The 24,257-nt window shown below is 58.4% G+C and carries 20 protein-coding genes; 11 read left to right on the top strand and 9 right to left on the bottom strand.

Features of this window, described 5'->3' with window-relative positions; translation table 11 throughout:
- The first annotated feature begins 88 nt into the window (after positions 1-88).
- The 3 genes from ypfJ to ypfH all read left to right on the top strand — a co-directional run bounded on the left by ypfJ (position 89) and on the right by ypfH (position 3,737).
- A complete protein-coding gene (ypfJ, locus tag C2U54_RS21850; RefSeq protein WP_103180676.1) occupies positions 89-952 on the top strand; it encodes a KPN_02809 family neutral zinc metallopeptidase in 864 nt (287 codons plus the stop codon).
- Between the two features lie 15 nt (positions 953-967).
- Complete coding sequence (locus tag C2U54_RS21845) at positions 968-2,968, top strand: tRNA(Met) cytidine acetyltransferase TmcA (RefSeq protein WP_327059520.1); 2,001 nt, start codon at positions 968-970, stop codon at positions 2,966-2,968.
- A gap of 73 nt (positions 2,969-3,041) precedes the next feature.
- A complete protein-coding gene (gene ypfH, locus C2U54_RS21840) occupies positions 3,042-3,737 on the top strand; it encodes an esterase (RefSeq protein ID WP_103180674.1) in 696 nt (231 codons plus the stop codon).
- Between the two features lie 38 nt (positions 3,738-3,775).
- On the opposite strand, the gene C2U54_RS21835 is transcribed toward ypfH, so the two are convergent.
- The 3 genes from C2U54_RS21835 to C2U54_RS21825 are packed head-to-tail and all read right to left on the bottom strand — an operon-like array spanning position 3,776 to position 5,487.
- Positions 3,776-3,973, bottom strand: coding sequence for a YpfN family protein (locus C2U54_RS21835; protein WP_039029679.1), 198 nt, complete (start codon positions 3,971-3,973; stop codon positions 3,776-3,778).
- A gap of 26 nt (positions 3,974-3,999) precedes the next feature.
- A complete protein-coding gene (gene dapE, locus C2U54_RS21830; RefSeq protein ID WP_103180673.1) occupies positions 4,000-5,127 on the bottom strand; it encodes a succinyl-diaminopimelate desuccinylase in 1,128 nt (375 codons plus the stop codon).
- 3 nt (positions 5,128-5,130) lie between these two features.
- Positions 5,131-5,487 (bottom strand): ArsC family reductase, encoded by a 357-nt coding sequence (locus C2U54_RS21825; protein ID WP_103180672.1) that lies wholly within the window; start codon positions 5,485-5,487, stop codon positions 5,131-5,133.
- A gap of 389 nt (positions 5,488-5,876) precedes the next feature.
- On the opposite strand from C2U54_RS21825, the gene ypfM reads away from it, so the two are divergent.
- Positions 5,877-5,936, top strand: coding sequence for a protein YpfM (ypfM, locus tag C2U54_RS21820; protein WP_015572204.1), 60 nt, complete (start codon positions 5,877-5,879; stop codon positions 5,934-5,936).
- A 107-nt stretch (positions 5,937-6,043) separates the two neighbouring features.
- On the opposite strand, the gene acrD is transcribed toward ypfM, so the two are convergent.
- Both acrD and narQ read right to left on the bottom strand, forming a co-directional pair.
- Positions 6,044-9,157 (bottom strand): multidrug efflux RND transporter permease AcrD, encoded by a 3,114-nt coding sequence (acrD, locus tag C2U54_RS21815; RefSeq protein WP_103180671.1) that lies wholly within the window; start codon positions 9,155-9,157, stop codon positions 6,044-6,046.
- Positions 9,158-9,356: 199 nt separating this feature from the next.
- Complete coding sequence (gene narQ, locus C2U54_RS21810; RefSeq protein WP_103180670.1) at positions 9,357-11,051, bottom strand: nitrate/nitrite two-component system sensor histidine kinase NarQ; 1,695 nt, start codon at positions 11,049-11,051, stop codon at positions 9,357-9,359.
- A 197-nt stretch (positions 11,052-11,248) separates the two neighbouring features.
- Between narQ and aegA the strand changes: the two genes are divergently transcribed.
- The 3 genes from aegA to C2U54_RS21795 all read left to right on the top strand — a co-directional run bounded on the left by aegA (position 11,249) and on the right by C2U54_RS21795 (position 15,020).
- Positions 11,249-13,210, top strand: a complete 1,962-nt coding sequence (gene aegA / locus C2U54_RS21805) for a formate-dependent uric acid utilization protein AegA (protein WP_103180669.1) — start codon at positions 11,249-11,251, stop codon at positions 13,208-13,210.
- 65 nt (positions 13,211-13,275) lie between these two features.
- Positions 13,276-13,851: a GDP-mannose pyrophosphatase NudK gene (gene nudK, locus C2U54_RS21800; protein ID WP_103181120.1), complete on the top strand. Its 576-nt coding sequence runs from the start codon at positions 13,276-13,278 to the stop codon at positions 13,849-13,851.
- 125 nt (positions 13,852-13,976) lie between these two features.
- Positions 13,977-15,020 (top strand): DUF1176 domain-containing protein, encoded by a 1,044-nt coding sequence (locus C2U54_RS21795; RefSeq protein ID WP_103180668.1) that lies wholly within the window; start codon positions 13,977-13,979, stop codon positions 15,018-15,020.
- Positions 15,021-15,106: 86 nt separating this feature from the next.
- On the opposite strand, the gene tkt is transcribed toward C2U54_RS21795, so the two are convergent.
- Positions 15,107-17,095, bottom strand: a complete 1,989-nt coding sequence (gene tkt / locus C2U54_RS21790) for a transketolase (RefSeq protein WP_103180667.1) — start codon at positions 17,093-17,095, stop codon at positions 15,107-15,109.
- 19 nt (positions 17,096-17,114) lie between these two features.
- On the bottom strand, positions 17,115-18,065 hold the full coding sequence (tal, locus tag C2U54_RS21785) for a transaldolase (protein ID WP_103180666.1): 951 nt from the start codon (positions 18,063-18,065) through the stop codon (positions 17,115-17,117).
- Positions 18,066-18,355: 290 nt separating this feature from the next.
- Here tal and maeB point away from each other — a divergent pair, with 290 nt between their 5' ends.
- Complete coding sequence (maeB, locus tag C2U54_RS21775; RefSeq protein WP_103180664.1) at positions 18,356-20,635, top strand: NADP-dependent oxaloacetate-decarboxylating malate dehydrogenase; 2,280 nt, start codon at positions 18,356-18,358, stop codon at positions 20,633-20,635.
- Between the two features lie 69 nt (positions 20,636-20,704).
- Here maeB and hemF read toward each other — a convergent pair whose 3' ends face one another.
- Positions 20,705-21,604: an oxygen-dependent coproporphyrinogen oxidase gene (hemF, locus tag C2U54_RS21770; RefSeq protein ID WP_103180663.1), complete on the bottom strand. Its 900-nt coding sequence runs from the start codon at positions 21,602-21,604 to the stop codon at positions 20,705-20,707.
- On the bottom strand, positions 21,604-22,479 hold the full coding sequence (amiA, locus tag C2U54_RS21765) for an N-acetylmuramoyl-L-alanine amidase AmiA (protein WP_103180661.1): 876 nt from the start codon (positions 22,477-22,479) through the stop codon (positions 21,604-21,606). The genes hemF and amiA overlap by 1 nt, the downstream gene beginning before the upstream one ends.
- 212 nt (positions 22,480-22,691) lie before the next feature.
- Here amiA and C2U54_RS21760 point away from each other — a divergent pair, with 212 nt between their 5' ends.
- The 3 genes from C2U54_RS21760 (at position 22,692) to C2U54_RS21750 (ending at position 24,191) form a co-directional block, all read left to right on the top strand.
- Positions 22,692-23,117 (top strand): GNAT family acetyltransferase, encoded by a 426-nt coding sequence (locus tag C2U54_RS21760; protein WP_032613000.1) that lies wholly within the window; start codon positions 22,692-22,694, stop codon positions 23,115-23,117.
- Entirely contained in the window at positions 23,104-23,553 is a 450-nt protein-coding gene (locus C2U54_RS21755; RefSeq protein WP_103180659.1) for a DUF2919 domain-containing protein, read from the top strand. Before C2U54_RS21760 ends, C2U54_RS21755 begins: the two co-directional genes overlap by 14 nt.
- Before the next feature lie 62 nt (positions 23,554-23,615).
- Positions 23,616-24,191 carry an RpoE-regulated lipoprotein gene (locus C2U54_RS21750; RefSeq protein ID WP_103180657.1) on the top strand — a complete coding sequence of 192 codons (576 nt, stop codon included), beginning with the start codon at positions 23,616-23,618 and terminating at the stop codon, positions 24,189-24,191.
- Positions 24,192-24,257 lie beyond the last annotated feature (66 nt).

Here is a 24,257-nt window from a genome sequence, read left to right as displayed (position 1 = left end):
CATCTCACTCCTGTTTCCTGTGGTAATCTTGCTTCGAAGCGCCTACGATCATACCTGTTATCAAGATGATATTTTTCGAGGTGGGATTATGCGCTGGCAAGGGCGTCGCGAAAGTGACAATGTGGATGACAGACGCAGCAGTAGGGGCCCGTCAATGGGCGGCCCGGGATTTCGCCTGCCGGGAGGCAAGGGCGGCATTATTATTTTGCTGGTGGTCGTGGTGGCGGGCTACTACGGGGTCGACCTGAGCGGGCTGTTAATCGGGCAACCGATTCAGCAACAGCAGCAGGCAACGCGCTCCATCAGCCCGAGCGAAGACGAGGCGGCGAAATTTACGTCGGTCATTCTCGCCACCACGGAAGATACCTGGGGCCAGCTGTTTGAAAAAATGGGCCGTACCTACCAGCAACCGAAGCTGGTGATGTATCGCGGCGCCACCCGCACCGGCTGCGGCACCGGACAATCGGTCATGGGTCCGTTCTACTGTCCTGCTGACTCTACCGTCTATATCGATCTCTCCTTCTACGATGACATGAAACATAAGCTGGGCGCCGACGGCGACTTTGCCCAGGGCTATGTTATCGCCCATGAAGTCGGCCATCACGTGCAAAAACTGCTCGGGATTGAACCTAAAGTGCGTCAGCTGCAGCAGAATGCCAGCGAGAAAGAGGTGAATGCCCTGTCGGTACGCATGGAACTGCAGGCCGACTGCTTTGCCGGCGTCTGGGGTCACAAGATGCAGCAGGAGGGCGTGCTGGAGGCGGGCGATCTGGAAGAGGCCCTCAACGCGGCCCACGCCATTGGCGATGACCGTTTGCAACAGCAAAGTCAGGGTCATGTCGTGCCAGACAGCTTTACGCACGGTACGTCAGAACAGCGCTATAACTGGTTCAAAAAGGGCTTTGACGGCGGCGATCCGGCACAATGCAATACCTTCGGCAAGGCGCTGTAATCTTCAATGTCAGGGATGAATTTATCAGGCCTGCCTGAACAACTGGCGCGGGAAGGGCACCGGCGGCTGCTGGTGCTGAGCGGGGATGAAACCTGGACGCAGCAGCAGGCGCGGCTGTTGAAAGAGGAGTATCCCGGGGAGTGGCTGTGGATTGGCGCTGATGCCCCGCAGCCGCCATCCTGCGCGCCCCAAGCGCTGCATCGGCTGCTGGGCCGTGAGTTTCTTCACGCTATCTTCGACGCCCGGCACGGCTTCGACGTCTCGGCCTTTGCTGCCGTGGCGGGCACCCTGCGAGCCGGCAGTCTACTGGTTTTACTCACCCCCGCCCTGACGCAGTGGCCAAAAATTCCCGACCAGGATTCCCTGCGCTGGAGCGACAGGCCAGAGCCCATCCCTACGCCGCGCTTTATTGACCGCTTCTGCCGCCACATCCTGGGCGATCCGCAGGTGTTACGCTGGCAGCAGGGCGAGCCTTTTATGCTTACGCCAACGCCACCCGCACCCGACTGGCATCCAGCCAACGGCGAGCCCCAGAGCGAGCAGGCCGCGATACTCGACCAGCTCATTACCATGCCCGAAGGCATCGCTGCCGTCACCGCTCCGCGCGGGCGCGGCAAGTCGGCGCTGGCGGGCATGCTGTTGCATCGCATTACGGGCAACGCCATTGTCACCGCTCCCGCCAGGGCGGCGACCGACGTCATTGCCCGTTTCGGCGGTGAGCGCTATCGCTTTATGGCCCCTGACGCCCTGCTGGCCTCGGACGAACATGCCGACTGGTTGATGGTTGATGAGGCGGCGGCCATTCCCGGCCCGCTGCTGGAGCGGCTGGTGACGCGCTTCCCCCGGGTCCTGCTTACCACCACGGTGCAGGGCTATGAGGGCACCGGCAGGGGGTTCCTGCTGAAGTTCTGCGCCCGTTTTGCCGGGCTGCGTTACTTCACCCTCTCCACCCCGGTGCGCTGGGCGTCAGGCTGCCCGCTGGAGCGCCTTATCGCCCAGGTGCTGCTGTTTGATGATGAGCCCGACGACAGCATCCCGCTGGGGGAGATCGGCTACGCAACCCTGGAGCAGGAGGCCTGGAACCGCGCCCCTGCGCTCCCGGCGGCGGTCTATAAACTGCTTTGCGCGGCCCACTACCGGACATCCCCCCTCGATCTGCGACGCATGATGGATGCCCCCGGACAGCATTTTGCCGTCGCCCGGGCAGGGGAGAGCGTCTGCGGCGCGCTGTGGCTGGTGGAGGAGGGAGGCTTAAGCCCGGCGCTCAGCCAGGCGGTATGGGCGGGCTACCGGCGTCCGCGCGGTAATCTGGTGGCGCAATCTTTGGCGGCACACGGGGGCTCGCCCCTGGCGGCAACGCTGAGCGCGAGACGGGTGACCCGCGTAGCCGTTCATCCTGCCCGCCAGCGCGAAGGCATTGGCCGGGCGCTGGTGGCCGCGGCCTGCCAGCAGACGAGCCTCGACTACCTTTCTGTGAGCTTTGGTTACACCGACGCGCTCTGGCGTTTCTGGCAGCGCTGCGGTTTTGTGCTGGTGCGCATGGGGAGCCACCGGGAGGCCAGTAGCGGCTGCTTCACGGCGATGGCACTCCTGCCGCTTAGCCCGGCGGGGCAGGCGCTGTGTCAGCGCGAGCATCAGCGGCTCTGTCGTGATGCCGCAGTGATTGAACGCATGAACGGAGAAAAGATCCCGGTAGAGCCCGCGGGTGAGTCTACCCTTAATGATGATGACTGGCTGGAGCTGGCCGGATTTGCTTTTGCGCATCGCCCCCTCACGGCGTCGTTTGCCAGTCTGACGCGCCTGCTGCGGTCAACGGTTCTGCCCCTGGCAGGCTTGCGGGGCAAAATCGAGCAGGACCGGGACGACGGCGCTCTGAGCCAGAGTCTGGGGCTGAACGGGCGCAAGGCGTTACTGAATTATCTGCGCAGCGAAGCGGGCCAGGCGCTGGCGCAGCTGGACAGTCAGCGCTGTCAGGAGCTGAAGCAGACGGTTTTGCAATGGCAATTTTTTCAATAACTTCATCAGTAAACTGGCATGTTCATTCTGCCTGTCAGGCGTAGAATCCCGCTTACCCATTAAGGAGACTGCCATGAAACATGACCATTTTGTTGTCCAGAGCCCCGCTATGCCAGCCAAACAGCTTTTGCTGCTGTTTCATGGCGTTGGCGACAACCCGGTCAATATGGGGGAGATTGGCCGCTGGTTTGCACCCCTGTTTCCTGACGCGCTTGTGGTGAGCGTGGGCGCTCCGGAGCCTTGCGGCCCGAACGGCCGTCAGTGGTTTTCCGTGCAGGGCGTGACCGAAGAGAGCCGTCAGGAGCGCGTGGATGCCATCATGCCGGCCTTTGTCGAAACGGTGCGTTACTGGCAGCAGCAAAGCGGTGTGAAGGCGGATGCCACGGCGTTGATCGGTTTTTCCCAGGGAGCGATTATGGCGCTGGAGAGCATAAAAGCGGAGCCAGGCCTGGTCTCGCGGGTAATTGCTTTTAATGGCCGCTATGCGACCTTGCCCGGACAGGCGACCACCAGAACCACTATTCATCTGATCCACGGCGGGGACGATCGCGTGATTGAGCTCTCCCATGCGGTTGCTGCCCAGGAGGCGCTGATCCGCGCGGGCGGTGATGTGACGCTGGATATTGTCGACGATCTGGGGCACGCCATTGACGATCGCAGCATGCAGTTTGCGCTGGATCACCTGCGTTTTACCGTGCCGAAACGTTACTTCGATGAAGCGCTCAGCGGCGGCAAGCCCAATGATGACGACATCGTGGAGTTCTTTTAGCGGATAACCCTCTCCCCGCCGGGGGAGAGGGGCAGGCATTACTTCTTCTGGTCTTTCTTCGGCCAGTCGTCTTCATCATCCCACTTGTCGTTAAAGTCACGATGTGGGGGGAGTTCAGGTTTGTTGGCGAGGAATTTCTTATGGTCAACGCGCTTGAGATCCTTGATCACATTCAGCAGTACGCCTACCAGAAAAACCAGTACCAGGATCCACCAGTATTTAGCCAGCCAGTCCATTCGCTTATCCTTCTTTGGGGCAACCGTCAGGCGACAAGTTGCTCCATGATACGTTGATACATACGGGCCAGCAGTTGCAAATCAGCGGCATTCACGCATTCATTGATTTTATGAATCGTGGCATTCGCCGGCCCAAGTTCGACCACCTGTGCACCCATGCGGGCAATAAAGCGCCCGTCAGAGGTACCGCCTGTGGTCAGCAGTTGCGGTTTAATTTCATTATAGTGCGCGATGGCGTTAACCACCGCATCCACCAGTTTGCCGCGCCCGGTCAGGAACGGCTGGCCCGAAAGCCACCAGTCGATGCTGTAGCGCAGCTGGTGTTTCTCCAGCAGGGCCACGACGCGGGCTTTGATCATCTCATCCGTCAGCTCGGTGCTGAAGCGGAAGTTGAACTGCACAAACAGATCGCCAGGGATCACGTTGTTGCTGCCGGTACCGGCCTGAATGTTGGCGATCTGCATGCTGGTCGGCGGGAAATATTCATTGCCTTTATCCCACTCAATGCCAACCAGTTCCTCGAGCATCGGCGCGGCGCGGTGCACCGGGTTATCGGCCAGATGCGGATAAGCCACGTGACCCTGGACACCGTGAATGGTCAGGTTGCAGGTGATAGAGCCGCGACGGCCATTTTTCACCACGTCGCCCACCATTTCGGTGCTGGACGGCTCGCCCACCAGGCAGTAATCCAGACGTTCATTACGGGCCATCAGCGTTTCAACCACCTTCACGGTGCCGTTTTTAGCGCTGGCCTCTTCATCAGAGGTGATTAAAAACGCCAGGCGGCCTTTATGGTTCGGGTATTGCGCCACGAAACGTTCGGCGGCAACCACCATCGCTGCCAGCGATCCTTTCATATCTGCCGCGCCACGACCAAAGAGCATGCCGTCGCGGATGGTCGGTTCGAAAGGAGGGTTGATCCAGCGATCGGCATCACCGGCGGGTACCACATCGGTATGTCCGGCAAATGCCAGGGTTTCACCCTGGCCGCGCCAGGCCCAGAAATTTTGCGTGTCGCCAAAATCCATCGGTTCGACGGTAAAACCAATCGCCCGCAGGCGTTCGATCATCAGAGCCTGACAACCCGCATCATCAGGGCTCAGGGAGGGGCGGCGAATAAGCTGCTGAGTCAGCTCAATGACCGGGCATGACATAGACTACACCTCAATAAAATAGGTTTGGTATTGATTTTCGTTGAAACCCAGCAGCATAGGCTTACCGGGCGCCCAGAGCAATGGGCGTTTGATGATTGCGGGCATTTCCACCATTAATGCGGCTGCGCTGTCGGCATTGTTGATGCTGGCCCGCACACTTTCATCCAGTTTGCGCCAGGTGGTGCCGCGCGTGTTGAGCAGCGCCTCCCAGCCGAGCTCAGCAATAAATTTCTGCATCAAATCAGCATCAATACCGTCGGCGCGATAGTCGTGAAAACGGTACTCAATGTTGTTGTGCTCCAGCCAGCGGCGGGCTTTTTTAATGGTGTCGCAATTTTTAATGCCATACAGGGTGATCATGGTGAATCCTTTTGTCTTAAAAGTGGTCAGTTGCTCAGTAATTTCGATGAGTAAACGTTTGTGGAAATATAACACATTTGTTTTATTACCTTATTGAATATTCAGCAGCGTGACAAATTGCACTTAAGTCCTGAATATAATTTCATCTTTATTGCATAGAGCGCTGATAGCCAAAAATGCATTTAAGAACAGCTACAAAGTTATTTTCCCGGCCCTGATTAAGGTTATTTCAAAATATTGCAGTTGGTCACATAAAATTTAACGCGAAGAGCCCATAGTATCTACAAGCCAGTCGTACCAACGGGGGTAGAGCAGTATCACTGATTAAAAACTCTTCACAATGATGATATATTCTCGTAGAATGGCCGATAATAATAAGAGAGGTAGTTATGATTGAACGTGAACTGGGGAACTGGAAAGATTTTATCGAAGGCATGCTTCGTAAATGACATTCAGCAAGTAACGCAAGAGCACTTAATTTTCTAAATAATAAAAGTGTGAAAATTAACACACAAAAAAGGCGGCCGGTCAGGACGCCTTTTTTATTATCAAGATCTTATTTCTGTTTTTCCTTTAACGGAAAACGTCGCCGTACCAGAACAAAGAACAGCGGAACAAAGTAAATGGCGAGAACAGTGGCCGAAATCATCCCGCCCATCACCCCGGTACCCACCGCATGCTGACTGCTGGAGCCCGCGCCAGAGCTGGTGGCCATCGGCAGAACGCCAAACACAAACGCCAGCGAGGTCATCAGGATGGGGCGCAGGCGCTGGCGACAGGCTTCCAGGGTGGCGGCCATCAGCTCCTGACCTTTTTCATTCATCTCGTTGGCGAACTCGACAATCAGAATGGCGTTCTTCGCCGACAGACCGATGACCGTTAACAGCCCTACCTGGAAATAGACATCATTTTCCAGGCCGCGCATCCAGGTGGCGAGCAGGGCGCCGATAACCCCCAGCGGCACCACCAGCATCACCGAGAATGGCACCGACCAGCTCTCATACAGCGCGGCCAGACAGAGGAATACCACCAGCAGCGACAGGGCATACAGCGCCGGAGCCTGGGCTCCCGAGAGGCGTTCCTGATAGGACATGGCGGTCCACTCGAGACCAAATCCGGCAGGCAGCTGCCGCACCAGATTTTCCATCACATCCATCGCGGTTCCGGTACTGACGCCCGGCGCGGCTTCACCGACAATCTCCACCGCGGCGTAGCCGTTGTAGCGCTCCAGGCGCGGCGAGCCCGTCTCCCAGCGCGAGGTGGCAAAGGCCGAGAAGGGCACCATGCCGCCCTCTTTATTGCGCACGTACCACAGGTTGATATCGTCCGGCAACATGCGGTATTTGGCCGCCGCCTGCACGTAGACCTTTTTCACGCGGCCACGATCCATAAAGTCGTTCACGTAGCTCGAACCCCACGCGGTTTGCAGGGTGTCGTTGATATCATCGATGGAGACGCCCAGCGCCTGGGCTTTACGCTGATCGATATCGATCTGCATCTGCGGGCTATCGTCCAGACCGTTGTGACGCACGCGGGTCAGGGAAGGTTCTTCTCCGGCCAGCTCCAGCAGACGGTCGCGGGCGGCCATCAGCGCATCATGTCCGGCCCCGGCGTGATCCTGCAGCTCCATATCAAAGCCCGCCGAACTGCCGAGCCCGCTGATGGCGGGTGGGCTGCTGGCAAAGACCCGCGCCTCTTTAATGCGGCTGAAGGCTTTGGTGGCGCGCTCGATAATGGCAAACGAGCTGCCGGTTGTGGCATCGCGCTCATCCCAGTCTTTCAGACGGACAAACATACGCGCCACGTTCTGTCCGTTCCCGCCCGGGCCGGAGCCGACGGTGGCAAAGACCGACAGCACGTTGTCTTTCTCCTGATTAAAGAAGTACGACTCCACCTGCTGCACTACCTTCAGAGTCTGCTGCTGGGTCGAGCCGCTCGGTAACTGCACGGAGGTAATAAACATGCCCCGGTCTTCAAGCGGCAGGAACGAGGTGGGCAGCCGCAGGAACATGAAAACCATGCCCCCCAGCAGCAGAATGTAGATCAGCATCCAGCGCAGACTGCGATGCAGAACCCCTCCCACACCCGCTTCATAGCGCGCCGCGTTGCGGTTAAACATGCGGTTGAACCAGCCAAAGAAGCCTTTCTGACCGTGTTGCTCCCCCTTATGCAGAGGTTTAAGCAGGGTGGCGCACAGCGCCGGAGTGAGGATCATCGCCACCAGCACCGACAGCACCATCGCCGCCACGATGGTGATTGAGAACTGGCGGTAGATCGCCCCGGTGGTACCGCCAAAGAAGGCCATCGGCACAAATACCGCCGATAACACCATGGCGATACCCACCAGCGCGCCCTGGATTTGCTTCATCGATTTACGCGTCGCTTCCCGGGGCGAGAGTCCCTCTTCGCTCATGATACGTTCAACGTTCTCCACCACCACGATGGCATCATCCACCAGCAGGCCTATCGCCAGCACCATCGCAAACATGGTAAGGGTGTTGATGCTGTAGCCAAAGGCGTAGAGCACCGTGAAGGTGCCCATCAACACTACCGGAACGGCGATGGTGGGGATTAATGTTGCGCGGAAGTTTTGCAGGAACAGGTACATGACTAAAAACACCAGCGCGATGGCTTCGAGCAGGGTTTTCACCACATCCTCAATAGAAGCCTTCACGAACGAGGTGGTCTCGTAGGCGATTTTGTACTCCAGCCCGTGCGGGAAGTAGTGCGACAGCTCGTCGAGACGGTCGATAACCCGTTCTGCGGTGGCCATCTCGTTGGCGCCGGAAGCCAGCTTAACCCCCAGCCCGGAGGCCGCCTTGCCGTTAAAGCGGCTCAGGTAATCATACTTCTCGGCCCCCATCTCCACGGTGGCGACATCCCCCAGGCGCACCTCGGAGCCATCCTGATTGACACGCAGGGTGATGTCGCGGAACTGCTGGGGCGTTTGCAACAGCGACTGGGAGTTAATGGTGGCATTCAGTGCCTGTTTATCCACGGACGGCGTGCCCCCCAACTGACCCACCGCAATCTGGGCGTTCTGCGATTCAATGGCGTCGGTGACATCTTTCGCGGTCATCTGGAAGCTGTTGAGCTTCGCCGGGTCGAGCCAGATGCGCATGGAGTACTGCGACCCGTAGGCGTCGATATCCCCCACGCCGTTGATACGGCTCAGCGGATCCTGAATATTACTGGCGACATAGTCGGCGATATCCTGCTTATCCATTGAACCGTCAGTGGAGACAAAGGCGATGGTCAGGATGTTGGTATCGCCGGTTTTACGCACCGTCACGCCCTGGTTTTGCACCGCCTGCGGCAGCTTACGCAAGGCTGACTGAAGCTGGTTTTGCACCTGCTGCACCGCTTCATCCGGGTCGGCGCCCGCGGTAAAGCTGAGCGTTATCGACGCCTGGCCGGTGGCGCTGCTCTGGGAGGACATGTACATCAGGTTGTCGAGGCCCGTCATATTCTGTTCAATCACCTGGGTAACGGTGTTCTCCAGAGTTTGTGCGGATGCCCCCGGATAGTTAGCCGTGATCCGCACGTTAGGTGGGGCCAGATCCGGGTACTGCTCAACAGGGAGAGAAAAAATAGCCAGCGTGCCGGTCAGGCACAATAAAATTGCCAGCACCCAGGCAAAAATGGGGCGATCGATGAAAAAATTCGCCATTAAAATAGGACCTCGTTTTGCTGCGCGTCGTCATTGTAGATAGCCCGCTTCACTCTAGCGGCAAGGGGGATGTCAAACGTGGAGAAATAAAGGAGATAATGTAAATTATCATGCGCTTTTTCCGCGCCATCGCCCTGGTGCAGCGGTGAGTATTGTTCATCTGCGTGGCTGACAGGCGATCCCCCGCCTGTTTTTACCGTTATTTACCCTCGGTTGCGGTCGAAGAACAAAAGCGCACGCTGACCTGGGTACCGCCAGCTGGCGGCTGTGAGAAGCTCAGGGTTCCCCCCAGCCGGTCGGCACGTTCACGCATAATGTTCAGACCGTAGTGGCCCGGAGGTTCGCTGGCATCACCAATGCCGATGCCGTTGTCGCAAATTGTCACCGTGTGCTTGCCATCCGGGGCGGTGATACAGCAGACCGTGATGTCGCTGGCCTGCGCATGCTTGATGGCGTTCAGTACCGCCTCCCGGACAATCTGCAACAGGTGGACCTGCATCTGTGCATCCAGCGCCAGAGACGAAAGCTGGCAGTCGAGAGTCAGCCGCGCAGCGGTCTGTTTTTGTAAGTCATCCAGCATCTCCTGCAACGCAGCCGGCAGATTGGCCTGGTTCAGCGTCAGGCGGAAGGTGGTAAGCAGCTCGCGCAGCTGGCGGTAGGCGGCATTCAGCGCCTGGGAAAAATCGGTAATGATCCCCTGCGCCGTTTCGTTTTCTTCCGGCACCGCATGTTTGAGCAGCGTCAGCTGGATCCGCAGATAAGAGAGCACTTGCGCCAGCGAATCATGCAGTTCACGGGCAATAGTGGCGCGCTCCTCCATCAACAGCAGCTGGTGATAGTGCTTCTGCGCCTGGTTGGAAAAGAGGCCGCGGCCAAGCATCGTCGCCACGCTTTTCATCAGCGGCATCGGGACGGGGCGCTGCGCGCTTTGCCAGCGCAGCTCACCGAAGCGGGTCTCCATCATCACTACCGGCAGCACCTGGGTGTCGAGATGCAGTGCGGCTTCACCCTCCTGCATCTGCCAGCCGTCGCTGGTGTGCAGGGCCAGATACGTGATCCCGGTATATTCGCAAACAATGTGCAGGATGTGGCGGAAGCAGTGACTGTCAATCTTGTCGGTGTTCAACGCCTGGGAGCAGGTAAACAGCATCTCCAGCTGCTGGTGGGCTTCGTGCAGGTGGTGCGTCTTCTCTTCAACCGAAATCTCCAGCGAGCGGTAGAGGGTGTGCAGCTCCGCCGACATATGGTTAAAGGTGCGGGAGAGCAGGCCAAGCTCATTGGAGAGATCGGTATTCGGCACCGGGGTATCAAAATGACCTTGTTCAATGCGCAAACTGGAGGTGACCAGGTGATTGAGCGGGGCGACAACCTGCTGGCGGATGCGGCGGAGGGTGACAAACACCAGCAGAAAAATACTGGCCCCACCGGCAAAGGAGATGGCGAAGACCAGGGTGATCTTACGTTCGGCATAGTGCTGCAGGGAGAGGACAAAGGCGTCGATACGCGCCACATACTCGTCCATCTGCGCCTGATACCAGGCGTAATCACCCTGAGCGAGTTTCTGATCCACCGCCTGCCACCGGATCTGCAGCTGGCGATAGTGCTGCTTAACCTCGTCCGGGACATACCAGCTGTTCAGGGTTTGCAGGGCAGGGGCATCCAGGGTTTGTTGCCAGATCCGGCGATGAGGCACCAGGTCGACGCTGCCCCGCTGGATGTCGTAACCCAGGCGATAGCTCTGCATCCGTAACGAACCGGCCAGGTTGATGGCTTCAGCATCACGCTGGCCGCTGGCGAGAGTAAACAGCGCAATCGCGCTGGTGAGCAGCGACAGGGCAATGATGGAGAAAAAGGCCCGGGCAAGGCTGCGTGAAACAGGTTGTTTAACTCTCACCGGTCGCGTCCTGATAAGCATTTGTGCTGGGGAATGAAACGTAATTTCACCCGCGCTGAAATAAATTGATCTGATACAGGTTCAGGCGAAATATTTTCCGTTCCTGGGCAAATGAACATTGCCTGTTACCGTTGCGGTGGGTAAATACACTATTCCGTTAAAAGAATAAGGTTATCAGGGCCAGCAAGGGAACCGTCATGAACCGTTTTATTATGGCAAATAGCCAGCAATGTATTGGATGCTATGCCTGCGAGGTCGCTTGCGTCATGGCACATAATAATGAGCAACATGCCCTCAGCCAGCGCCATTTTACCCCGCGCATCACCGTGGTCAAAGAGGGCACTAAACAGAGCGCCGTAACCTGCCACCACTGTGAAAACGCCCCCTGCGCCCAGAGCTGCCCGAACGGGGCCATCAGCCGCATGCATGACAGTGTACAGGTGGATCAGCGCAAATGTATCGGCTGTAAAGCCTGTGTGGTTGCCTGCCCGTTTGGCACCATCGAGATTGTCACTACACCGCTGGCGGCTACCGCTCAGAAGTGCGATCTCTGCCTTGAGCGTCCGCAGGGGCCCGCCTGTGTGGCGAACTGCCCGGCGGATGCCCTGTCGTTGGTGACGCCCGATAACCTGAACCAGCTGGCTCGCGCCCGGCAACTGCGCACGGCGCGCCATGAGGCCCAGCCGTGGCAGACCCGGGCGGCGAGCGTGACCAGAACAGGTAGCAAACGCGAGCAGCTGGAAGCTACGCCCGCGCGTGGCGAGCCGGATAAGCTCACCCCTGAGGCGCGGGCGGGTAATTTCAACGAAATCTATCTGCCGTTCCGTCCGGCGCAGGCGAAGCGGGAAGCCGACCGATGCCTTACCTGCGGCGAGCACTCGGTATGCGAATGGACCTGCCCGCTGCACAATCATATCCCCCAGTGGATCGAACGGGTGAAAGCGGGGGATATCGCTGGGGCGGTCGAGCTCTCTCACCAGACCAACTGCCTGCCGGAGATAACAGGCCGGGTCTGCCCGCAGGACAAACTGTGCGAGGGCGCCTGCACGGTGCGCGACGTGGCCGGGTCGGTGACCATTGGCAACATCGAACGCTATATCTCCGACCAGGCGCTGGCGAAAGGCTGGCGACCGGATCTGAGCCACGTTACGCCGGTCAATAAGCAGGTGGCCATCATCGGCGCCGGACCCGCCGGGCTGGCGTGCGCTGACGCGTTGATCCGTCGCGGCGTCAGCGTCACGGTCTTTGACCGCCACCCGGAAATCGGCGGCCTGCTCACCTTCGGTATTCCGGCCTTTAAGCTGGATAAATCCCTGCTGGCCCGCCGTCGGGAGATCTTCACCGCCATGGGCATCCGCTTCGAACTGAACTGCGAGGTGGGTAAAGATATCCCGCTGGCGCAGCTGCTCAGCGAGTACGATGCCCTCTTTGTTGGGGTGGGGACCTATCGCTCAATGAAAGCGGGTATTCCCAACGAAGATGCGCCGGGCGTTTACGATGCGCTGCCGTTCCTGGTGGGCAACACTCGTCAGCTGATGGGGCTGCCGCCGTCGGTGGAAGAGCCCTTTGTCGATACCGCCGGACTCAACGTCGTGGTGCTGGGCGGCGGCGATACGGCGATGGACTGTGTGCGCACCGCCCTGCGCCACGGAGCGGCGAATGTCACCTGCGCCTATCGCCGGGATGAGGCCAATATGCCGGGCTCGAAAAAAGAGGTTAAAAACGCCAGAGAAGAGGGCGCGACCTTTGAGTTTAACGTCCAGCCGGTAGAGCTCACTCTCGATGACGCCGGGCGGGTCAACGGCATCCGCCTGCTGCGCACCCGGCTGGGTGAGCCGGATGCGCAGGGACGCCGTCGCCCGGAGCCCATCGAGGGCAGCGAGTTTGTGATGCCTGCCGGGGCGGTGATTATGGCCTTTGGCTTTAACCCGCATGCGATGCCCTGGCTACAGGCGCAGGGGGTTGAGGTGGATGACTGGGGCAGGATTGCGGCAAGCGTGGAATCGCGCTATCGCTACCAGACCAGCAACCCGCAGATATTTGCCGGTGGCGACGCGGTGCGGGGAGCCGATCTGGTGGTAACGGCGATGGCGGAAGGGCGACACGCCGCCCTGGGGATCGCCGACTGGCTTGGGGTCGATTCTCCCACCGAACATTAACCCGACGGGCGACAAGGCGGGCTTCGCAGCGTAGTATGGCCAGTATTGAGCGCAACGGAGCCCGTATTACCGTGAAAATTGAATTAATTAAAGACAAGTGCCTTTCGGATAACTATTTCATCCTGCGCAACCTGACCTACGATCTGACGCGGCGTAACGGTGAGGTGGTGCGCCACAAACGCGAAGTTTACGATCGGGGCAACGGTGCCACGGTCCTGCTTTACAACCGTGAGAAGCAGAGCGTGGTGTTGATTCGCCAGTTCCGCATTGCCACCTGGGTGAATGGCAACCCCGACGGGCGCCTGATTGAAACCTGTGCCGGACTGCTGGATAACGATGAGCCGGAAGTGTGCATTCGCAAAGAGGCGATTGAAGAGACCGGCTTTGTCGTCGGCGAGGCACGCAAAGTTTTTGAGCTCTATATGTCTCCGGGCGGCGTAACGGAAATCGTCCATTTCTTCGTGGCGGAATACAGCGACGCCCGGCGCGCCGGAGAGGGCGGGGGCATCGAAGATGAGGAGATCGAGGTGCTGGAGCTGCCCTTTGCTCAGGCATTATCGATGATACAATCGGGTGAAATACGGGACGGCAAAACGGTGATATTATTACAGTATTTGCAAAGTTCCGGGTTAATGGCTTGATCTTGTTGCCGTTAATAAGATGTATTCAGAATAAATCTATCCGATAAATCTGATTGAGCAACCCCGGTCTGAGCAGGAAGATACGCTCTGTCTGTTCAGCTATTGCTTCCGGGATCCTGCTATTCATGCGTCACTGCCTTTTACTTGTTTTCATGCTCAGCGTGCTGCCCGCGACGTTAGCCCGGGCAGCACCTGCACAGCGGTCGTTTATCGACTGGCAGGTGACCTGCAACAACCAGAACTTTTGCATCGCCCGTAATACCGGCGAACATCACGGGCTGGTGATGACCTTAAGCCGCAGCGCGGGTGCAAAAACTGACGCGCTGCTGCGCATCGATCTCGGTGGGCTGGCAACGCCCGATCCTAAACAGCCCGCCATTGCTCCCCGCTTGCTGCTCGACGGCGAGCCGTTGCAGCTTGGCCCCCCGCACTGGCAAATCACCCCCTGGCGTCTGACGACCGACCATGCCGCCACCATTACTGCCCTGCTGACTACGCTTCAGCAAAAAAGGGTCATCACGCTCGCTGGTGGCAAGCAGGTCATCTCCCTGGATGGGATGAAAGAGGCGCTACAGTTTATTGATGCCCAGCAAAAGCGTGGCGGAAGCGAAACCGCGTGGATCAACAAAGGGGCGCAACCCCCGCTGAGCGTACCGCCCGCACCGGCGCTAAAAGAGGTGGCCGTGGTAAACCCGACGCCGACGCCGCTCACTCGCGAGGAGCGCAGCGATCTGCTCGACTATGGCACCTGGCGTATCAACAACAGCCAGTGTTCACTTGACCCGGCGCGTCGTGAAGTGCGGGTCACCGCCCTGACGGATGACAAAGCGCTGCTGATGGTTGGCTGCGAGGCGGGGGCGTACAACACCGTCGATTTGGCCTGGCTGGTCTCACGCAAAAAGCCGTTTGCTTCCCATGCGGTACGTCTGCGCCTGCCGTTTGTTCCCGCCAGCGACAGCAGCGAGATGGAGTTAATGAACGCCAGTTTTGATGAGAAGAGCCGCGAGCTGACGACCCTGGCGCTGGGACGCGGGATTGCCGACTGCGGCATCCAGACGCGCTGGCGTTTTACCGGTCAGCGCTTCCGTCTGGTACGGTATGCGGAAGAGCCAAGCTGTGATAACTGGCATGGGCCGGATGCATGGCCGACGTTGTGGATAACGCGCTAAAATGCCGGGTGGCGCTGCGCTAACCCGGCCCACGGATGACGTTAACCTTCCAGGCCCGGCAAGCGCAGCGCCGCCGGGCAAACCCCTTACAGTAAGGCCTGCGCCTTCTCGACCACATTCTCCACCGTAAAGCCGAAGAACGGGAACAGCTTCTCGGCCGGGGCGGATTCACCGTAGCCGGTCATGCCGACAATCTTCCCTTTCAGCCCGACATATTTGTACCAGTAGTCCGCGATACCCGCTTCCACCGCCACACGGGCCGTCACGTCTGATGGCAGCACCGACTCGCGGTACTCTTCATCCTGAGCATCAAAGATATCCGTTGAAGGCAGCGACACCACCCGTACTGCATGGCCTTCGGCGGTGAGCTTCTCCGCCGCCTTGACGGTGATCTCCATCTCCGAACCGGTCGCAATCAGAATCAGATCCGGCTTGCCGCCGCTGTCTTTCAGGATATACCCCCCGCGGGCAATATTTTTCACCTGTTCCGGGGTACGCTCGATCTGCGCCAGGTTCTGGCGGGAGAGGATCAGCGCCGTCGGGCCGTTGTGGCGCTCTATCGCCAGCTTCCAGCCGACAGCGGCTTCAACCTGATCGCATGGTCGCCAGGTGCTGAAGTTTGGCGTCAGACGCAGGCTGGCCAGCTGTTCCACCGCCTGGTGAGTTGGACCATCTTCCCCCAGACCGATGGAGTCGTGGGTATAAACCATGATCTGCCGGGCCTTCATCAGGGCCGCCATACGCGCGGCGTTACGCGCATACTCCACAAACATCAGGAAGGTGGCGGTATAAGGCACGAACCCGCCGTGGTGGGCGATACCGTTGGCAATAGCGGTCATGCCGAACTCGCGCACCCCGTAGTGGATGTAGTTCCCGGCGATATCTTCCTTGAGCGAGGTGGAGCCCGACCAGATAGTCAGGTTACTCGGTGCCAGGTCCGCCGAGCCGCCGAGCAACTCCGGCAGGATCGGGCCAATAGCGTTAAGGACGTTTTGCGAGGCCTTACGGGTGGCGATTTTCGCCGGATTAGCCTGTAAATTCTCAATCAGCGCCTGGGTGGTCTCTTCCCAGTTTTCAGGCAGGCCCCCCCCCATGCGACGGCTGAACTCTGCCGCCAGCTCCGGATGGGCTTTCTGATAGGCAGCAAATTTGTCGTTCCAGGCCGCCTGCGCTTTTTCGCCCTCTTCACGGGCATCCCAGGCTTTGTAGATCTCTTTAGGGATCTCAAAGGCCGGGTATTTCCAGCCCAGCTTCTGCCGCGTCAGAGCTACTTCCTCTTCCCCCAGCGCCGCGCCGTGGGACTCTTCTTTGCCGGCTTTGTTCGGGGAACCAAATCCGATGACCGTGCGACAGATTATCAGCGACGGTTTATCGGTTACGCTTTGCGCTTCCTGAATGGCCGCTTTCAGTGCCTCTGGATCGTGGCCGTCAATCTCATGCACCACGTGCCAGTTATAGGCCTCAAAGCGTTTGGCCGTGTCGTCGGTGAACCAACCCTCGGTTTCGCCGTCGATGGAGATGCCGTTGTGATCGTAGAAGCCGATCAGCTTGCCCAGGCCCAGCGTGCCCGCCAGGGAACAGACCTCGTGCGAGATCCCCTCCATCAGACAGCCATCGCCCATAAAGACATAGGTATGGTGATCGACAATCTCATGTCCCGGCTGGTTAAACTGCGCCGCCAGCGTGCGCTCGGCAATCGCCAGCCCGACCGCATTCGCCAGCCCCTGACCGAGCGGCCCGGTGGTGGTTTCAACCCCTGGCGTATAACCCAGTTCCGGGTGCCCCGGCGTTTTTGAGTGCAGCTGACGGAAGTTTTTCAACTCCTCAAGCGGCAGGTTATAGCCGGAGAGGTGCAGCAGGCTATAAAGCAGCATCGAGGCGTGACCGTTAGAGAGAATAAAGCGGTCGCGGTCATACCACGTCGGATCGTTAGGGTTATGTTTCAGGAAGTCGTTCCACAACACTTCGGCAATATCGGCCATGCCCATCGGCGCGCCTGGGTGACCGGAATTGGCTTTTTGCACGGCATCCATGCTGAGGGCGCGAATGGCATTGGCTAACTCTTTACGGGACATAGTTCACTCCATGGCAAGGTTACAGTTTGGCGGCAAGCAGATCTTCGAGTTTGCGCTGGTCGACCGCAAAAAGACGGATCCCTTCTGACAGCTTCTCGACCGCCATGGCGTCCTGATTATGCTCCCAGCGGAATTCGGCTTCGGTCATGGGTTTGGGTTTTGGCAGCACCGTGGAGGAGGGCACCAGACGGCGAATAACCGGCTCATCTTTCTCCTGCAACTCTTTCAGCAGGTTAGGGGAGATGGTCAGGCGGTCGCAGCCGGTGAGGGCCAGGATCTGTTCGGTCCGGCGGAAGCTGGCGCCCATCACGATGGTTTCGTAGCGGTGTTGCTTATAGTAATCGTAGATATTGCGAACGGATTTTACGCCGGGATCCTCATCCACCACATAGGGGTCCATCGGCTGGCGGGCCTGATACCAGTCGTAGATACGCCCGACGAACGGTGAAACCAGATGCACCCCGGCTTCGGCGCAGGCACGCGCCTGAGCGAAGGAGAAGAGCAGGGTCAGGTTACAGTTGATCCCCTCTTTCTCCAGCACTTCGGCCGCGCGGATCCCCTCCCAGGTAGAGGCCAGCTTGATCAGAATGCGCGATTTCTCCACATCCTGCTCCTCGTAGAGCTGCACAATCTGCCGCGCTTTGGCGATGCTCTTCTCTTGGTCGAACGACAGCCGGGCGTCCACTTCGGTAGAGACGCGCCCCGGAATACTTTTCAGAATTTCGCTACCGATATTCACCGCCAGTTTGTCGCTGGCCTCGGCAACCTGTTGCTCTTTGGTCTTCCCGCGGGCTTTACCAAACGTAATAGCGTCGTCAATCAGGTGCGAGAAGTGCTCAAGCCCGGCGGCCTTCAGCAGCAGCGACGGGTTGGTGGTCGCATCCTGGGGTTGATAATGGCGAATAGACTCGATATCACCGCTGTCAGCCACGACTGTGGTGAATTGTTTGATGCCGTCTAGTTGGTTCATAAATGATGACTCCTTGAAAATAAAAGAGTTGGTGGAGTGTGTTAGATCACACTTCTGCGAAATTCGCGATGGACTTAACAAAAAAGCATAGCAGACGGACATGGTCTTGCTTCGCTGGGCAGGTAACATGATTGTTATAAATTGATAACAATTTTTGTTTTTGGATAGTGAGACTTTGGCACCCTTCAAAGTTTGAACCGCGGTCAGCAGCGATACTATCCGCCACCCTGGGTGAACTCAGACCATAACAACATCACCCATTTTGAACGACACGTGAAAGGAACCTTACAATGGACGATCAGTTGAAACAGAGTGCCCTCGATTTTCATGAATTCCCTGTACCCGGCAAAATTCAGGTCTCCCCCACCAAGCCTCTCGCCACCCAGCGCGACCTGGCGTTAGCCTACTCGCCGGGCGTGGCCGCGCCCTGTCTTGAAATCGAAAAAGATCCGCTGGCGGCCTACAAATACACCGCCCGCGGCAACCTGGTGGCGGTGATCTCCAACGGCACCGCGGTGCTGGGGCTGGGGAATATCGGAGCGCTGGCCGGTAAACCGGTGATGGAAGGCAAGGGCGTACTGTTTAAGAAATTTGCCGGTATCGACGTGTTCGATATTGAAGTGGATGAGCTCGACCCGGATAAATTTATCAACGTGGTGGCCGCGCTGGAGCCGACCTTTGGCGGCATCAACCTTGAGGACATCAAAGCGCCGGAATGTTTCTACATCGAGCAGAAACTGCGCGAGCGGATGAACATTCCGGTATTCCACGACGACCAGCACGGAACCGCCATCATCAGCACCGCCGCTATCCTCAATGGCCTGCGGGTGGTGGAGAAAAACCTCTCTGACGTGCGCATGGTGGTCTCCGGTGCGGGTGCGGCAGCTATCGCCTGTATGAACCTGCTGGTGGCGCTGGGGATGCAGAAGCACAACATTGTGGTCTGCGACTCCAAAGGCGTTATTTATAAAGGCCGCGAAGCCAATATGGCGGAGACCAAAGCTGCCTACGCCGTGGAGGATGACGGCAGGCGCACTCTGGCAGAGGTGGTGGACGGCGCGGATATCTTCCTTGGCTGCTCGGGCCCGAAAGTGCTGAACGAAGAGATGGTGATGAAGATGGCGCGCGCGCCGTTAATCCTCGCCCTGGCCAACCCGGAGCCGGAGATCCTGCCCCCGCTGGCGAAAGCGGTACGCCCGGATGCCATTATCTGTACCGGTCGTTCAGACTACCCAAACCAGGTGAACAACGTTCTCTGCTTCCCGTTCATCTTCCGCGGGGCGCTGGACGTCGGCGCGACCGCCATCAACGAAGAGATGAAGCTGGCAGCGGTTCACGCCATTGCCGAGCTGGCCCACGCGGAGCAGAGCGAAGTGGTGGCCTCCGCCTATGGCGATCAGGATCTGAGCTTTGGCCCGGATTACATTATTCCGAAGCCGTTCGATCCGCGTCTGATTGTCAAAATTGCGCCAGCGGTGGCGAAAGCGGCGATGGATTCCGGCGTGGCAACGCGCCCGATCGCCGACTTTGATGCCTACGTCGATAAACTCACCGAATTCGTCTACAAAACCAACCTGTTCATGAAGCCGATCTTCTCCCAGGCGCGCGCGGACGCAAAACGCGTGGTGCTGGCGGAAGGGGAGGAGGCGCGCGTCCTGCACGCCACTCAGGAGCTGGTAAGCCTGGGGCTGGCAAAGCCGATCCTGATTGGTCGTCCGAGCGTGATCGAGATGCGTACCCAGAAGCTGGGTCTGCAGATCAAGCCAGGCGTCGATTTCGAGATCGTCAACAATGAATCCGATCCACGCTTCAAGGAGTACTGGAGCGAGTACTACAGCATCATGAAGCGCCGGGGGATCACCCAGGAGCAGGCGCAGCGGGCGGTGATCGGCAACACCACGGTGATCGGGGCGATCATGGTGCACCGCGGTGAAGCCGACGCGCTGATCTGCGGCACCATCGGTGAGTACCATGAGCACTTCAGCGTGGTGCAGGAGATCTTCGGCTATCGCGACAACGTGCATACTGCCGGGGCGATGAATGCGCTGCTGCTGCCAAGCGGTAACACCTTTATTGCCGATACCTACGTTAACGACGATCCGACCCCGGAACAGCTGGCGGAAATTACGGTGATGGCGGCGGAAACGGTGCGTCGCTTCGGTATCGAACCGAAGGTGGCGCTGCTGTCGCACTCCAACTTTGGCTCATCCAAATCGGCTGCCGCCTGCAAAATGCGCCAGACGCTGGCGCTGGTGCGCGAGCGTGCGCCGGAGCTGATGATCGACGGGGAGATGCATGGCGATGCCGCGCTGGTGGAGAGCATCCGTAACGAGCGGATGCCGGACAGCCCGCTGAAAGGCTCTGCCAACGTACTGATCATGCCGAACGTGGAAGCGGCGCGTATCAGCTACAACCTGCTGCGCGTCTCCAGTTCAGAAGGGGTGACCGTCGGGCCGGTGTTGATGGGGGTGGCGAAACCGGTGCATGTATTAACCCCGATTGCCTCGGTGCGCCGTATCGTGAACATGGTGGCGCTGGCGGTGGTTGAGGCGCAGACGCAGCCGCTGTAGTGGGTAAGTGTCGGGTGGCACTTTCGCTTACCCGACCTGTAGGTCGGGCAAGCGCAGCGCTGCCTGGGGTTAAACCCAGTCGCGAACCTTAATAAAATCCTTCAGGGCAGCCTCCGGGCTGCCTTCTTTTGGCTCATAGCTGTACTCCCAGCGCACCAGCGGCGGCATCGACATCAGAATCGACTCCGTGCGCCCGCCGGTTTGCAGACCGAACAGCGTCCCGCGGTCCCAGACCAGGTTAAACTCCACGTAGCGCCCGCGGCGATAGAGCTGGAACTCGCGCTCGCGCACCCCGTAATTGTGGTTTTTCCGCCGCTCGACAATCGGCAGGTACGCATCGGTATAGCCCTTGCCCACAGCCTGCATAAAGCGGAACGCGGTATCAAAATCGGGGGTGTTGAGATCGTCAAAGAACAGCCCGCCAATGCCGCGCTGCTCGTCGCGATGCTTCAGGTAAAAATAGTCGTCGCACCACTTCTTGTATTTCGGATAGACCTCGTCGCCAAAAGGCTGACACAGATCGCGGGCGGTCTGATGCCAGTGCACCGCGTCCTCTTCAAAGCCGTAATAAGGCGTTAAGTCGAAGCCGCCACCGAACCACCACACCGGCTCAGCACCCGGTTTTTCGGCGATAAAAAAGCGCACATTAGCGTGGCTGGTCGGTACAAAGGGGTTATGTGGGTGCACCACCAGCGAGACGCCCATTGCCTCAAAGCTGCGGCCTGCCAGCTCCGGGCGGTGCGCGGTGGCCGAGGCGGGCATCGCGTCGCCGTGGACGTGGGAGAAGTTAACCCCGGCCTGCTCGAAGACGCCGCCGTTGCGCAGTACGCGGCTGCGTCCGCCGCCACCGGCCTCGCGCTGCCACTCGTCCTGCTGGAATTCACCGCCATCGACGGCGCTCAGTTTCTGGCAAATGTCATCCTGCAGTTGCAGCAGAAAGGTTTTAACCAGCTGTGCATTGGGTTTCATCAACGTTTCCTGGAGTGCGCTTTCTGGTTATCGAACCAGTTAAAGTAACTGATAATGCCGGAGGCAATCGCGTTGGCGATCTTCTGGCGAAACGCCGTCGTGCCGAGCAGACGCTCCTCTTCCGGGTTGGTAATAAAAGAGGTTTCCACCAGCACTGATGGAATCGACGGCGATTTCAACACCACAAACGCCGCCTGCTCGGTGCCTTTACTGTGCAGACGGTGTACCGGCTTAATCTTCTTCAGAATATGCGAGCCGAGCGTCAGGCTGTTTTTGATGGTATCCGTCTGAACAAGGTCAAACAGCACCTGCTGCAGGAGATGATCTTTGTCGGTGGTTTTCTTTCCGGCCACTTCATCCGCGCGGTTTTCCCGGTCGGAGAGGTATTTTGCCATGGCGCTACTGGCGCCGCGGTTGGAGAGGGCAAATACCGATGCCCCCGCCGCCGACGGGTTAGTAAAGCCGTCGGCATGTATCGACATAAACAGATCCGCGCCGTGCTTGTGGGCGATCTCCACGCGGTCGTACAGCGGAATGAAGGTGTCGCCGGTGCGGGTCAGGCGGGCGTCAATGCCGTTGTTGCGTAAAATCGACCGGACATTTTTTGCAATTGCCAGCACAACGTGTTTTTCTTTCGATCCGTTTCTGCCAATGGCGCCGGTATCAATGCCGCCGTGACCCGGATCGAGCATCACCAGACGCTTCGCGCCGGGTTTTTTGGTTTTGGGTTTACTGTGTCCGTTACTGGTTTTGAGCGTGCTCTCGTCTTTTGCCTGAGCCTGCTTTGCGATGCCCGTTAACGTTAAGGCCGCCAGCCCCGCTTTGAGAACCTGACGACGCGATGTGAGTGCTTTTAATGGTTTGAATGTGCTCATGCGGCCTGAATTGTAAAAATTGGGGTCCTGGTGTTATATCGTATCGTCTTTTCCGTTACGACAGTCCATGTGGCGAATTGTTTTACTTTTCATTTCAATACGTGACAAAGTGCCATTATGCCAAATTTTCAGGCGTTTTTCGCGGGATATTGGCGAAAGCGGGCGTTCGCGTCATAATCACTGTTTTTGAACCCAAAAAGGCGGTTAATACCATGGAGATACGTGTTTTTCGCCAGGCAGACTTCGAAGAGGTGATCACTCTCTGGGAGCGCTGCGAGCTCCTGCGACCGTGGAACGATCCGGAGATGGACATCGAGCGCAAGCTCAATCATGACGTCAGCCTGTTTTTGGTGGCGGAGGTGAACGGCGAAGTGGTAGGCACCGTAATGGGCGGCTACGACGGGCATCGCGGCTCGGCGTACTATCTGGGCGTGCACCCGGAGTTTCGCGGGCGTGGCATCGCCAACGCGCTGCTCAATCGTCTGGAAAAGAAACTGATCGCCCGCGGCTGTCCAAAAATTCAGATCATGGTGCGGGAAGATAACGACATGGTACTGGGTATGTACGAGCGTCTTAACTATGAACATGCCGACGTGCTGACGCTGGGCAAGCGCCTGATAGAAGATGAAGAGTATTGATTTTCACCCGGGCGACTATGACAGCTATGGCCGGGTACGCCTGCCGTTTCTGTTCTGGTGCGTGCTGCTCCTTCAGGCGCGCACCTGGGTGCTGTTCGTGCTGGCTGGCGCCTCCCGGGATCAGGGCAACACGCTGCTGAGCCTGTTTTATCCCGATCGCAATAACTTCTGGCTCGGGCTGCTGCCGGGGCTCCCGGCAGTAGTTGCCTTTTTACTGAGCGGGCGGCGTCATCTCTGGCCGCGCCTGTGGCGTGCGCTGCACGGGCTGCTTATCCTTGCCCAGGGTGTGTTGCTGTGCTGGCAGCCGCTGCTGTGGCTGAACGGCGAAGCCCTGAGCGGCCCAGGCATTGCGCTGGTGGTGGCCGATATTGTGGCGCTGCTGTGGCTGCTGACCCATCCCCGTCTGCGCGCCTGTTTCACCCCCGAGAAAGATTAAACGGCACTTTTTAGCGATGCTGTACTCCAACAAGCGTTCAAATAACCAGAAAGGAACTCCCGATGAAATCGCTGCGTTTACTGTTATGTGCGCTCCCCGTTGTCCTGACGGGCTGCTCAACGCTTTCCGCCGTTAACTGGTCTGCGGCTTATCCCTGGAACTGGTTCGGCTCATCCAGCGATGTGACTGAGCAGGGGGTGGGCAACCTCACCGCCGCCACGCCGCTGGAACAGAGCGCCATCGAATCGGCATTAGGCGGTGATTACCGGCTGCGCAGCGGCATGAAAACCGAGTACGGCAACATTGTGCACTATTACGAAGCACTGAAAGATGACCAACTGGCCCTGGTGATTAACGGTAATAAAGAGACGGTGACGCGCATCGAGGTGCTGGATAGCGACATCGAAACTGACACTGGGGTGAAGATCGGTACTCCGTTCAGCGACCTCTATCAGAAAGCCTACGGCAACTGCGCGAGCGCCCCTGCAGAAGAGGGGGTGGCGGTAGAGTGCAAGGCGGAAGGCAGCCAGCATATCAGCTATCAGTTCAGCGGAACCTGGAATGGCCCGCAAGGGTTAATGCCCTCTGACGACACCCTGAAAAACTGGAAAGTCAGCAAAATTATCTGGCAGCAGTAAATTGCGCCTGGACAAGCCGCCTCGCTGAAAAAGCGGGTATAATCGCCGCCAACCATGCCACGACTT

Origin of the sequence: Leclercia sp. LSNIH1 (assembly GCF_002902985.1) — a bacterium.
Taxonomy (GTDB): domain Bacteria; phylum Pseudomonadota; class Gammaproteobacteria; order Enterobacterales; family Enterobacteriaceae; genus Enterobacter.
This window is presented reverse-complemented; position numbering and strand designations above follow the sequence as displayed.